Genomic DNA, 13,045 nt, shown 5'->3' on the forward strand with positions numbered 1-13,045 from the left:
TGCCGCCCCGAGTGCTCGTTTAGGCCGCTTTCCGTTCGAAGGCGACCGGGCTTTTCCAGCGCAGTGCCGAGTGTCGGCGGCGGGGATTATAAAAGCCGTTGATGTATTCAAAGATCGCCATCTCAGCCTGCCGCCTGGTTTCCCAAGACCGCCGCCAGATCAACTCGGCCTTGATGGTCTTGAAGAACGTCTCGACGGTGGCATTGTCATAATAATTGCCCTTGCCGCTCATGGACACTCTAAAACCACGCTGGCGCAGGATCATCTGGTAGTCATGCGAACAGTATTAGCTGCCTCTGTCGCTGTGAAAGATGCATCTCTTGGGCGGCGAAATTGAGGGCGATGGCCATCTTCAAGGCTCGGATTGCCAGATCGCGCTTCATACGGTTGCTGACGGCCCAGCCAATGACGTGCTGGGAGTGCAAATCAAGGATCACCGCCAGATACAGCCAGCCCTCTCGGGTCCAGATATAGCTGATGTCGCCCGCCCATTTCTGGTTCGGCCCGGCTGCACCGAAGTCGCGGTCCAGCAGGTTCGGAGCGATGTTGAACGTATGGTCGCTGTCGGCCGTGGCTTTGAACTTACGCGTTCTTTCAACGATGATCCCGTTTTCGCGCATCAGGCGACCGATGCGCCGATGCCCTACATCGACACCAACCTCTTTCAGCTCCTCCGTCATCCTAGGGCGGCCATAGCTACCCAGGCTCAGACGGGACTGTTCCTTGATATGCGCCAGAACAACCATATCCATGCGCTGCCTGCGGCTGGCTGGACGGCTGCGGAACGCCCGTAATCCACGTGAGCTGACATTCATGACCTGGCACAGCCGGTCAATCGGGAAGTCCCGGCGCTGTTCCTCGACGAACCTGAACCTCACGGCTTTTGGCTCGCGAAGAACTGGGTGGCATTTTTTAGGATGTCCCTCTCCTCCTTGAGAATACGTATCTCGCGCCGAAGCCTTTCGTTCTCACGCACGAGTTCACGATCCTCTGTGGACACTACATCCGTATCCCGGTGCGCATTCACCCATTTGTTCAAGGTCGACACCCCGACCCCAAGATCATCCGTAATCTGGCGCCGCGAAAGCCCGCTCGTCAGCGCGATCGGCACCGCATCCTTGCAAAATTTATCCGTCCTGACTGTGCCCATGGTTCATCTCCTTTGCTGCACATTACGTGGTCAAAGGAGCGGCACCAAACCGTGACAGGTCCAGGGTGATGTGCAACAGAGCGAGAGCATCGGCAATGCCAGATGCTCAGGATTTGGATAGTCCGCGAATGCAAGCAGATGTGGAGGCCAACCGAATGCGAGACCCATTCCCGAGGCAACTGGCAATATGGGAACCGCCCCGCCTGCTTCATCCAACCTGCATCCGCCTGCTGAACAAGAGCGCGGCCTGATCCGGCCGTACAGCCCACCCTCAGGCGCTACCCAGCACCTCGAGCTTCACGCGCCCGACGCCGGTCGAGACGAGGCCGATGTCTTTTGCCGCTTCCTTCGAAAGATCGATCACACGGCTACCTGCGTAGGGACCACGATCATTAATGCGCACCACGACCGACTTGTCCGTCGCTTCGTTCGTCACCCGGACGCGCGTGCCGAAAGGCAGGCTTCGGTGGGCCGCGGTCAGATCGTTCATGTCGAAGGTCTCACCGTTCGCCGTCTGGCGCCCGTGAAAGGCGGCTCCGTACCATGAAGCCATTCCGGATTTCAGCTTGCCGGCAGAGCTGCTCTCATGCGCCAAAGCTGCAGGTACCAGAGCAAGGGAAGCAACTGCCGCAATTGCGGCCTGACGAAGGAATGTCGGCTTGATCAAGGGTCAACCTCTCGAAGGGAAATGTCGCGCTGTCAGCTGCCATTTGGAGGCTCGCCGCTGCAGGGGCAATGCAAGGAAGCTATCGGTTCCACCTACGCTCCACTTCAAGCGAAGCCTTGCCGCTGGTGCCTGCCGCGGACGGCATATATCTGCCGCCGCCGACGCCACCTCGTCGAAACGTTACCGGTGGCGCCCTTGACGGAAGTCGAGTGGAAGGACTCTTCCAGCCTAGCATTCATCTTCCTACGGGAGTTCATCACGCTCTCCAGCTTCATGCAGGCGGCAGGCCTTTGGTCATCTCGCTCATGCCAGCGGCGCCTGCTCAGTCTTCCGTGGGTTCGACGTGATGCTCACCCTGACGAGGAGCGTCCTGCCTCATCGGCTGCCCGGTTAACCACGTGTCTTTCGCCACCGGAACCTCAAGCCGACGTAGGGAATTTGCTTTGATAGCTGGCGTTCAGGCTCACGCTTTCACGGCGCCGCACCTAGCCCAAGCAGGAGGACAATATGATGAAGCGCCTTCATCTTTCTGCGGCCGTTGCAGGCCTGATCTTGATAAACGGTCAACCGGCTCAGGCCGACCCGGACCTAGGGGAAGTGGTCGGCACCATTGCCCGAACCGTTCTGGAGCAGCAGCAGGCGGCCCACGAGCGGGCGCTCTGGGAAGGGGTCGTTCAGAATGGGTCTGCCGCAGCCTATCGGCAGTACCTGGACACCTATCCGCAGGGGCCGAATGCAGAAGAAGCACGGGAGCAACTGGCCCAACAGGAGGCAGCGACCGCGGCAGAAAACCGGGCTGCTCAGGCCGAGGCGCGCCTTTCTCTGTCAAGCGCCGACCGTGTCGCCATTCAGCAAAGGCTGGCTGCGCGTGGCTATTACAAAGGCGGCATCGACGGCGTGGTGGGTGCGGGGACGCGGCGCGCGATAACAGCGTGGCAGCAAGCCAATGACTTCAAGGGCACCGGGTATTTGAACGCAAGGCAACTGCGGATACTGCTCAATCGCGCCGGAGCAACGCCAACTTCCCCTGCTCCCGCGGCAGACGGTCGTGACATTTCGGCTGCACAAGCCGAGCTCGATCTTGGTCTGACGCGGACCCGGCGGGTTCAGATACAACGCGACCTTATCGCCTTGGGGTATGACCCCAAGGGGGCGGACGGCCTGTTCGGCGCTGGAACGCGCGAGGCTATCCGAACATGGCAGCGCAATACCGGGCAGCGCGCAACGGGGTATGTAACGGCCGCGCAGGTGGGTGCATTGCGTTCAGATGCCGAAGCGCGTGGTTCGGAGACAGCAGGAAGCCGTGCGGAAGCGATCGACGAAGACCTGCTGGGCCTGACACGAGCCGAGCGTATGAAGATCCAAGAACGTCTCATCAGCCTGGGTTATCTGAGGGGCCAGGCTGATGGCGTATTCGGTTCGGCGACGCGGAATGCCATCGGCCGCTGGCAGGGCGACAATGGGCTGGAGGAGACTGGGTATCTCAAGGCGGAACAGGTGAGGACGCTGCAGGAGCAGGCCCGTATCTAGCTGCTCCGATCCTCGGTCGCTGCAGCCAGGTCTCATCAAATGACAGCGGAGATCTCCATGCTTGGCCGCTGGGCCTTTCCCATGGTCTCCTGCGTTCGTTGGCCTTTGGTCTTGCCCCCGTTTCACCGGACACTCAGGCGGTTGCGGTTTGAGCGGCGATGGATTCGCGGGGCGAGCGCATCTTCAGCCCTGAGTGTGGGTGGTTGTCGTTGTAATCTTCGACCCAGCTTCCGATCAATCCCAGAGCGGTCTCTGCGTCGGGCAACGGCGTTACCTGGACGTAGTCGCGCTTGAGCGTCTTCACAAAAGCCTCTGACATGCCGTTGCTCTGCGGGCTGCGGATTGGCGTGAAGCAGGGCTTCAGGCCGAGCTGACGGGCGAAGATCTGGGTGTCCTTGGCGATGTATGGCGACCCATTGTCGGTCAGCATTTCGATCGCCGCCGGTGCTCGCAGGGCGCCAAATCGACGTTCCACGGCTTCGAGCATGATGTCGCGAATGTCTGACCCGCTGATACCGGCATTGACCACAGCCTTCCAGGCGATGATCTCCCGGTCATGAGCGTCGATGATGAAGGCGCCGCGAATGATGTCGCCGTTCCGAGCGGGGTGAACTCGAAGCCGTCGCTGCACCAGCGGAGGTTCGAGCACATAACGATGACCTTGCCGTCATGGATGTGCTCCGGCCGCTCGGAATACTTGCGGGCCAAAAGCAGATTGTGCGCCCTCATGATCCTGTAAGTGCGCTTGTGGTTTACCGGTGCCGAACCTTGCGAGCGCAGTTGGCGGTTCAGGATCGCCGTGATCCGCCGGTAGCCGCAGGTCGGTCGCGCCGCGACGAGCGCTGTAATGAGCGGCACAACCGCCGCGTCTTGCGCCTTGTGATAGCGTTGCCGCGGCTTCGTTTTGCCCTTCAGTCGGTCGACCAGGTTGGAGCGGGAAACCTCCAACGTCTCGGCCACCGCCATCACTGGAAATCTCCCTTCAGCGGCGACCGCACGAGCAAGGTCGGTTTTTTTACGCGCGACTTGTCCAAAGCCTCCCGCAAGATCTCGGCCTCCAGCGTCTTGCGGCCGAGTGCGCGTTCAAGTTCGCGAATGCGGTCTTCAAGCTGCCGCACAACCTTGTTGCTGGTGACAGCATCGTCCTCGGCCACGGCAACACTTCCCCCTTCGAGCATCAGACGCCGCCAACGATAGAGCAGGTTGGGCGCCACGCCATTGCGGCGCGCTACCACTGAGATGCTGGCGCGGTCGTCTAGCGTCTCCTCGACGATCCGGAGCTTCTCGGCAGCAGTCCAGCGGCGCCGGCGACCACCATCGGTGATGATTTCGATCTCTGACATAAGCACGTGCTTAGACATATGCCTAAGCCTCCATGGTTATGCCCAAGTGTCCGGTCGAAACAGGGGCCAGTTCAGCCTTTCACTTACGGCTGTGGGCTTGAGCCGACTTTTTGAGCACTGCCGATGCATTCGCGGCTCCGACAGCCATTCTTCATAAGAGAATGCGATAACGCATCAGGCTCTCAGGATGAACGTCTCGTCCTGCCCTTACCGCCTGCAGCACGGCCTCGCGATGCGCGGCCAAACGGGCAGCGCATCCAATTTTGGAAAAGTATTCAGACTGAGACAGGACCAGGCCGTTCTCGTCTGCTACGAGGTGAAAATCGCGCCCGATGCCTAGCCCCCGGTGGGCGGGAAACACGATTGGTATGCGATTGCGAACACCCCCCCGCGAGCTTGTGTGTCTTCGCGCAGACGGCACGCACGACCTGGTACGCTGGGGCGTAGATACGGCAGGTCAACCGGCAGAAGCTAAGAAATACTAAATTGAGAAATGTGGCATTGCGTTGCGATCAAGCACTTTCCGGTAGGCGGGTCCCACGGCGGGTAGAAACCAGAAATGCGCATATTTAATTTAGGATACAGACGTTTATGGCGGAGTGGTTGGGTCCTGACGTCGAACGTTCTCCGGTCCGCCGCGCACCCTCGACACTCCGCGCGTTTCTGTTTCGAGCGAAGGTGAGTCAACGGAAAGCTTTTCCGGGAAGAGGGCGATGATACGTCGAAGTGATCAGCGCCACCTGAGCGGTCCAAGTTCAAATTGAGCGAGGAGGTGATCTATCGAGCATCTACGCCCAATGATATCCGGCTTGGCCGAGAGATCTTTGCGTATGGAACCTGGAACTTCCGAGAACTTTTGAAAGATCACGACTACCATCGCGGCATACACCCTAGATTTCTGACTGAAGCGTCACTGTTGGTCAGCGAAACAGAGCTCGGAATTGCACATTTCCAGGATGGGCGGGTCCAGAAAAAATATTTAGACTTCTTCGAGCGCCTGAAGGCCTTTGTCGACTATTTTGGAATGCATTCATCACCCGAGCGGTTTGGATCTGTGATGCTGCAATCCGTCATTCCAGCCAGCCATTTTAATGAAATGAATGAATGTAGGCCCGCATCATCAAGCTGAGATTAATGAAGTAAATCGGCTAGCTACTGAAGCTTGGAAAGCCATGCGGCCTCTCATAACGGAGATTAAAGAACGAATTCCCGAAGTGTTCGACGAACAGATTAGGGGCGGTTGGATCAGAAGTCCCGAAGAGTAAAGAGCGTCGACGCGCGACATGCCGCAATTGCCACGTCTGACACCCGCGTCGCTGTCAGTGAAAACTCGCCTGAAAGGACGTCGCGGTCAGCGAAACATGCGCGTTCAGCGGCGGGTGCAGTTCGAACGCCTTCAGCTCGCGGGCGAAGTTCCATAGGCGGAACAGAGACCATTCCGAGCGCCGCTCCTCGGCCACGGCCAGTTCGTTGCGACTGATGTGGAAAGGGGTCCGTTCCCAGCCATTCGTCGTCTTCACCTCGATCAGGCGCGGACGGCCATCCGGCGCGAAGCTGGCGATATCGTAGCCGGCACCATCGCCATCCTCCTCCGACACCCACCGGACCTTGCGCACAAGATCGTCGCGGCCCGCTGATTTCAGGGCGGCCCGTTCGTGCGCCAGCACGCGTTCCTCACCGGCACGGCCGAGGGCGCGGTTGCGCTCGTCTCTCGCCGCGACATCGAATTTGCGGGCGATGTGCAGCATCTGCTCTAGCTCCTGCGGCGGCGGCTGGTTCGACAAGGTGGGTGGCGGCCCGATCCAGATCGGCCGCGCCTCCGCGAGGCCTGTCGGCGCTCCTACACCCGGATGGCGGCCGAGCCACGCCGAGTTCAGCGCCAGCCAACGCGCCACGGCGTCCACTATCGTCATCTGAAAATTGAAGGCAGGCTTGTAGCCCGGGATCCAGTCTTCACCCAGCCCCTTCAGCACGGCGCTGATGTTCTGGTGCTTGAACTCGACCGATCCTTCGGAGCGTCCGTTCAACAGCGGCAGAAGTCCGCGCCGGTGCTCAGCCTTGTTGTAGGGGCGACCTGAGACGTCGTCGGCCAGCATCGCGAAGTAATCCGCGACGATCAGGTCGTTCTCTTGATCGGTCCAGGCCCCATTTGACATTGCGCCAGGCTAGGGGGCAAAACTGTGTTTGTCATCAGAGACTGCGCGCAAGTCTCCCAAGGCGTACCAACGACCACGCCGCCCGTGTCGCGTCGCCATCGGCTTTGAAACGAGCCGGAACCAGCGAAACGCGGGCGCAATGCCATCCCGCCAGTTCATTGAAATCTATGGGGGTTTTGAACCTGTCTCGCCGGGAGCGAGAGGCGGGTGGAAAGAGACGGTGGGCGTTCGGAGACCGATCTCGCGCGGCAGGCCAGTCTCCGAAGGGCGGATGGTCGCCGCAAACCCCTTTGGCAATAAAGAAAAAGGCCCCGTCAGGGACCTCATCTCGGGTTCGCGATGTACAAGTGGCGGAGAGGGTGGGATTCGAACCCACGGAACCCTTGCAGGCTCAACGGTTTTCGAGACCGCCCCGTTCGACCACTCCGGCACCTCTCCGCGCTTTTGGGTGGTGAGGCGGGAATTAGAGGGGCGGGGGTTGAAGCGCAAGGGGGTTTGAACGAAAAAAAGCGGGCTGTCGAATTTTTCCACGAAAGGTGCGGGCGATGCTGATGATTCTGGGTCTGGTGGGAGCGTTTGCCCTGCCCGCATTGCCCCTTGGTTCTGCCGCCGTGGGACTGAAGCAGTGGCAACCTCCTTGGCAGATGCAGGCCGGGCTCGACGCTCGCCGGCAGACGGACGTGATGGCCAGGGTCCTCACAGTGGCCGGGCAGGAGGCACCGGAGCAGCGCATCTGGCACGGGCTGGATATGGGCGCGATGATGCCCATCCTGCGCGACGAGGCCGTGCGCGAAGCGGGTCGCCTGGAGGAGGAGGGGGTGATCCAGGGCAATGGTCCGCCTTGGCCGTCCATCGTCGCACGCATCCACGACACCGGACGGCTGGAAGAGATGTTTCGTGCCGGGGCGGTCGATGCGCTGGATCGCGTGAACGGCGACCGTCTGGATGCAGGGCTGCGCTTCTACGAAGACGGCTTGGGCCAGCGTCTGGTTGCGCTTGAGACGGGCGCCCGGCGCAACCTTCTGGACGAGGAAACCGAGGCCGAGGCACTTGAGGCCTTCGAACGTGCCCTCGATCAGGATGCACCCCGTGCCGAGCAAATCCTGCGGTTGATCGACCGTGCCGACTTGGTCGCGCCGAACGTGGCCAGCGGTCTCAATGCCTCGCTGGCCTTTTCCCGCGGTTTTGCCGATGGCGGGGGCTTTGACATGCCACTGACCGATGAACAGGCCATGGCCGAGGCTTGGGCGCAGCAGGAGCAGATCGAGGTCGATGCGACGGAATGGCTGCAGGGTTTCCTGATGCTGGCCTACGCCCCCCTGACCGATGCCGAGATGGAGACCTATATCGCCTATGCCAGTTCTCCCGAAGGGCAGGCGCTGGCGCAGGTGCTGTTCGCTGCCTTTGACCGGGTCTTTGCCCAGACCTCCTACGACATGGGTCTTGCGGCGGCCTTGCGGCTGCAGGGCCGGCAGTTGTGAGCCTGGTCCTGACGGGCCCGCTGGCCACGCCGCGGATGCTGCAGGTGCTGGGCCTGCAGGGGACTGATGTGCAGCTTGGCGGCCGGCTGCTGGGTGGTGCACGCGCCGGGCTGGATCGCGACGGCTGGCCGGCCCTTGTGCCCGGCCCAGAGCCGCTGGCGGGGGTCGAGGTCACGCCCAATGCTAAGCTGGATCGCTATGCCGCGGTCATGGGTCTGCGGCCGCAGGATCACCAGGGCCAGCTGGTCATGGGCGTTGCGCCGCAGGGCGAAGGCGCGATGTGGGCCTTTGATGATGCGCAGGACCTGCTGGCGGCCGAGATCGCGGCACAGGTCCTGGCGGCGCCGCCGGATGTCTGTGCCGACAGTCTGGCCATGCGCCTGCCCATGATCGGCATCTGGGCGGGCAGCCGGCTACGGGCGCAGTCCATGGAGCCTTCGGGCGGCGACCTGGTGGCGCGGCGCCCGGCGGGGGCGGTGACGATGCTGCGGGGCAGGCAGCCGTTCGCGGGCTTCTTCGCGGTCGAAGAGCGCCAGTTGACCCATGCCCTGCATGAGGGCGGCGAAAGCCGGCCGATGATCCGCGAGGGATTCATGATGGGGGATGCCGTCGTGGTGCTGCCCTGGGACCCGGTGCGCGACCGGGTGACGGTGATCGAACAGTTCCGCTTTGCCCCCGCCCTGCGCGGCGATCCCCAGCCCTGGCTGCTGGAGCCTGTCGCCGGACGTGTCGATGCCGGCGAGACGGTGGAGGAGGCTGCCCGCCGCGAGGCGCTGGAGGAGGCGGATCTGCGCCTGGACCGTCTTGTCCCCTGCTTTCATGCCTATCCAAGCCCGGGCGCTGTCTGCGAGTTTCTTTATCAGTTCATCGGGATCGCCGACCTGCCGGACGGATGCGCGGGCATCCACGGGCTGGAGGGCGAGGCCGAGGACATCCGCGGCCACCTGCTGCCCCGAGCGCGACTGTCTGCGATGGTCGATGCCGGAGAGATCACGAACGGGCCGCTGGCCACGCTGTCGCTGTGGCTGGATGCCCGCGCCGACCGGCTGCGGGCGGAACTTGCAGGCGCCTGAACCCGTTGCTGCCCCGCAGCCCTCGCAGGGGGCCCCCGGGGTTGCCCCCCGACACCCTGCATGTGTAGGTATTCGGGACTGTGAACTCACCCGGAAAGAAGGTCGATCGCCATGCGAATCTGTTCTGATCTGGCCGACGCGATCGGCAACACCCCGTTGATCCGCCTGAAGCGTGCCAGCGAAGAGACCGGCTGCGACATCCTCGGCAAGGCGGAATTCATGAATCCCGGCCAGTCCGTCAAGGACCGCGCCGCGCTCTATATCATCAAGGACGCGGTGGCGCGGGGCGAACTACGGCCGGGCGGCACCATCGTCGAGGGCACGGCCGGCAATACCGGGATCGGGCTTGCGCTGGTCGGCGCCTCGATGGGCTTCAAGAGCGTCATCGTGATCCCCGAGACCCAGAGCCAGGAAAAGAAGGACATGCTGCGGCTGGCCGGCGCGATCCTGGTCGAAGTACCCGCCGCGCCCTACAAGAACCCCAACAACTATGTCCGTTATTCGGGGCGCCTGGCCGCGGAACTGGCCAAGACCGAGCCGAACGGCGCCATCTGGGCCAACCAGTTCGACAACACCGCCAATCGCCGCGCGCATCTGGAAACCACCGGCCCCGAGATCTGGGAGCAGACCGGCGGCAAGGTCGACGGCTTTGTCTGCGCGGTGGGCTCGGGGGGGACGCTGGCCGGCGTGGCCGACGCGCTGCAGCATCGGGGCGTCAGGATTGGCCTGGCCGATCCGGAAGGCGCGGCGCTGCATTCCTTCTACACGACCGGCGAATTCGACAGCCCCGGCAGCTCGATCACCGAAGGCATCGGGCAGGGGCGCATCACCGCGAACCTGGAAGGCTTCACCCCGGATTTCAGCTGGCGCATTTCGGACGAGGAGGCGCTGCCGATCGTCTTTGACCTGCTGAAGAACGAGGGGCTGTGCCTGGGCGGGTCGTCGGGGATCAACGTCGCGGGCGCCATCCGCATGGCGCGCGAGATGGGGCCCGGCCACACGATCGTCACGATCCTGTGCGATTACGGCACGCGGTATCAGACCAAGCTGTTCAACCCCGAATTCCTGCGGGCCAAGGGGCTGCCGGTGCCGGACTGGCTGACCAAGACGCCGCCGCAGCTTCCCGAAGTCTTCGAGGGCTGACCTGATCCATGCGCCATATCATTGCCTGCCTGCTGGCTGTCCTGCTGGCGGTCACTGCCGTTCCCGTCATGGCCCAGCAGGCCGAGACGCCCAACTACCAAACTTGGGAACTGGTCGCGGAGCGGGCGGAAGGCCTGACCACCAACGCCCAAGCCACGAATGAGGAGCTCGGCCAGACACGTGCCCGGATCGTCGAGTGGCGTGATCGGCTTCAGGCGGGGCAGAACGTCAATGCCGACCGCATCGCCACGCTGCGCAACCAGATCGAGGCGCTTGGCCCCGTTCCCGCCGAGGGCGAGACCGAGGATGCGGATGTGGCCGCGCGCCGCGCCGAACTGAACCAGCAGCTGTCCACCGCCCAGGCCCCGCGCCTGGCGGCCACGGAGGCTGCCAGCCGCGCCAATTCCATCATCGCCCAGATCGACGAGATCATGCGTCAGCGGCAGGCGCTGGAGCTGGCCAAGCAGACGGACTCGCCGCTGCTGCCGGGCAGCTGGGCCGAGGCTGCCAATGATGGTCTGACCCTCCTCGACGGCGTGGCCGCCGAGATTTCGGGACGCGATGCCGCGCCCGAGACATGGCAGAACCTGCGCGGACAGATGCTGCAGGTCGCCTTCTACCTGATCGCGGCGCTGCTGCTGCTGACCTATGGGCGCGCCTGGATCGGCAGCCTGCCGTCGCGCCTGTCGGCCCGCGCCTCGGAATATTCGCGCGCGGTGCTGGCTTTCGTCGTCTCGCTCGGGCAGATCGCGATTCCGATGGTGGGGATCTTTCTGGCCATCAATGCGGTCAAGGCGACCGAACTGCCCGGCGCCTGGACCACCCCCTTTTTGAACGCCCTGCCGGTCGCCGGCGTGATCCTGTTCAGCGGCATCTGGCTGGCACGGGCGCTGTTTCCGCGCCAAGCCATTGCCTATACATCGCTGCACATGGGCGAGGGGGCGCGCGTCTCGGCCGCGACCATGGTGCGCGCGCTGGCGCTGGTCATGGCGGTGCATCACGTGTTGTCCCGGGCCGTCCTGCCGCTGTCGGGCCTCTACGAGCAGGGCGAGGCGCAGGTGGGCCGCGTGCCCGTGCAGTTCTCGGAAGCCTCGGCCGGGGTCTGGCACCTGGTCCTGATCACGCTGGCCGCCTTGGGGATGGTCCGGCTTGGCAACATCCTGCGCCGCCTGACGCGCGATGCCGTGACGCAGGACCTGTCCTACCGGCACTGGATCGTGGCCTGGGCCGGACAGCTGACGCGGTTCCTGGCACCGGTTGCGGTCGTCGTCACCGCGGCCGGCTTCGTCAACCTGGGCAACCTGATGGTCTGGCCTTGGCTCTTGTCGCTGGCGCTGGTCGGGTTGCTGATCCTGCTGCAGGATTTCATCGCCGATGTCTTCAACATGCTGCAGCGCGGAGCCGAGGGCGCGCGCGAGGGGCTGGCCCCGCTGCTGACCGGCTTCGCGCTGGTCCTGCTGTCGGTGCCGCTTTTCCTGTTCATCTGGGGCGCCACCTGGGAGGAACTGGGCGAATACTGGCTGCGCTTCCGCACCGGGATCAGCCTGGGCGGCGTCAACCTGTCGCCTGGCGCGATCCTGACCTTCCTCGTGATCTTCGCCATCGGCTATGTCCTGACCCGCGGCCTGCAGGGTGCGCTTCGCAATTCCATCCTGCCCAAGACCAGGCTGGATGCCGGCGGTCAGAACGCGGTCGTCTCGGGGATGGGCTATATCGGGATCGTGCTGGCGGCGCTGATGGCGATCACCTCGGCAGGGATCGACCTGTCGGCCTTTGCCATCGTCGCGGGCGCGCTGTCGGTCGGCATCGGTTTCGGCCTGCAGAACATCGTGTCGAACTTTGTCAGCGGGATCATCCTGCTGATCGAGCGCCCGGTCAGCGTCGGCGACTGGATCAGCGCAGGCGGCCAGCAGGGGATCGTCAAGCGCATCTCGGTCCGCTCGACCCAAGTCGAGACCTTCGACAAGACCGAGGTGATCGTCCCGAACAGCGACCTGATCAGCCAACCGGTCATCAACTGGACGCGGCACAACAAGGTCGGCCGCATCATCATCCCCGTGGGCGTCGCCTATGGCAGCGACACCCGCAAGGTCGAGCGCATCCTGCGGGAACTGACCGAGGATCATCCGCTGGTCTCGATCGATCCCGCGCCGGCGATCCTGTTCCGGGGCCTCGGGGCGGATTCGCTGGACTTCGAGGTCAGGGCCATTTTGGCCGATGTCGGAACGGGACTGGGCGTCACCTCGGACCTGCTGCACGAGATCGTCCGCCGCTTTTCCGAGGAAGGGATCGAGATCCCCTTTGCGCAGCGTGACATCTGGCTGCGCAATCCCGAAACCCTGCACGGCGGCGGGGCCCGGGATGATGCGCCCCGCGAACCGGCCCCGCCGCTGAAGATCCCCGACCCGCGCCTGACGCGCGACGAGGGCGCCGATGCGCCGGGCCTGCCGGACATTGCAGCCGACAGCGAAGGGCGCTGAGCGTCCGGCGCATCCCAAAAGG

The 13,045-nt window shown here is 63.3% G+C and carries 8 protein-coding genes, 1 tRNA gene and 2 pseudogenes; 6 read left to right on the plus strand and 5 right to left on the minus strand.

Annotation, left to right across the window (positions count from 1 at the left end; genetic code table 11):
• Positions 1 to 19: 19 nt before the first annotated feature.
• Together ACNR9W_RS08255 and ACNR9W_RS08260 are read right to left on the minus strand one after the other, a co-directional pair.
• A pseudogene (locus ACNR9W_RS08255) lies at positions 20 to 1,150 on the minus strand (IS3 family transposase).
• A gap of 271 nt (positions 1,151 to 1,421) precedes the next feature.
• A complete protein-coding gene (locus tag ACNR9W_RS08260; protein WP_419271699.1) occupies positions 1,422 to 1,817 on the minus strand; it encodes a septal ring lytic transglycosylase RlpA family protein in 396 nt (131 codons plus the stop codon).
• 507 nt (positions 1,818 to 2,324) lie between these two features.
• Between ACNR9W_RS08260 and ACNR9W_RS08265 the strand changes: the two genes are divergently transcribed.
• A complete protein-coding gene (locus tag ACNR9W_RS08265; protein ID WP_419271700.1) occupies positions 2,325 to 3,347 on the plus strand; it encodes a peptidoglycan-binding domain-containing protein in 1,023 nt (340 codons plus the stop codon).
• A gap of 133 nt (positions 3,348 to 3,480) precedes the next feature.
• Here ACNR9W_RS08265 and ACNR9W_RS08270 read toward each other — a convergent pair.
• Positions 3,481 to 4,708: pseudogene (locus ACNR9W_RS08270) on the minus strand (IS3 family transposase).
• A gap of 742 nt (positions 4,709 to 5,450) precedes the next feature.
• On the opposite strand from ACNR9W_RS08270, the gene ACNR9W_RS08275 reads away from it, so the two are divergent.
• Positions 5,451 to 5,819, plus strand: coding sequence for a hypothetical protein (locus ACNR9W_RS08275; protein WP_458478477.1), 369 nt, complete (start codon positions 5,451 to 5,453; stop codon positions 5,817 to 5,819).
• A 190-nt stretch (positions 5,820 to 6,009) separates the two neighbouring features.
• On the opposite strand, the gene ACNR9W_RS08280 is transcribed toward ACNR9W_RS08275, so the two are convergent.
• Both ACNR9W_RS08280 and ACNR9W_RS08285 read right to left on the minus strand, forming a co-directional pair.
• Positions 6,010 to 6,846 carry a protein NO VEIN domain-containing protein gene (locus ACNR9W_RS08280; protein WP_419267843.1) on the minus strand — a complete coding sequence of 279 codons (837 nt, stop codon included), beginning with the start codon at positions 6,844 to 6,846 and terminating at the stop codon, positions 6,010 to 6,012.
• Between the two features lie 348 nt (positions 6,847 to 7,194).
• Positions 7,195 to 7,284 (minus strand) — tRNA-Ser (locus ACNR9W_RS08285).
• Positions 7,285 to 7,391: 107 nt separating this feature from the next.
• On the opposite strand from ACNR9W_RS08285, the gene ACNR9W_RS08290 reads away from it, so the two are divergent.
• The 4 genes from ACNR9W_RS08290 (at position 7,392) to ACNR9W_RS08305 (ending at position 13,023) form a co-directional block, all read left to right on the plus strand.
• Positions 7,392 to 8,327 carry a hypothetical protein gene (locus tag ACNR9W_RS08290; RefSeq protein WP_419267842.1) on the plus strand — a complete coding sequence of 312 codons (936 nt, stop codon included), beginning with the start codon at positions 7,392 to 7,394 and terminating at the stop codon, positions 8,325 to 8,327.
• A complete protein-coding gene (locus ACNR9W_RS08295) occupies positions 8,324 to 9,400 on the plus strand; it encodes an NUDIX domain-containing protein (RefSeq protein ID WP_419267841.1) in 1,077 nt (358 codons plus the stop codon). The genes ACNR9W_RS08290 and ACNR9W_RS08295 overlap by 4 nt, the downstream gene beginning before the upstream one ends.
• Positions 9,401 to 9,511: 111 nt before the next feature.
• Entirely contained in the window at positions 9,512 to 10,543 is a 1,032-nt protein-coding gene (locus ACNR9W_RS08300) for a cysteine synthase A (RefSeq protein WP_419267840.1), read from the plus strand.
• Positions 10,544 to 10,551: 8 nt separating this feature from the next.
• Positions 10,552 to 13,023, plus strand: coding sequence for a DUF3772 domain-containing protein (locus ACNR9W_RS08305; RefSeq protein ID WP_419267839.1), 2,472 nt, complete (start codon positions 10,552 to 10,554; stop codon positions 13,021 to 13,023).
• The last annotated feature ends 22 nt before the right edge of the window (positions 13,024 to 13,045 follow it).

The sequence above is a fragment of the Paracoccus sp. T5 genome, from assembly GCF_048538155.2.
Lineage (GTDB): Bacteria > Pseudomonadota > Alphaproteobacteria > Rhodobacterales > Rhodobacteraceae > Paracoccus.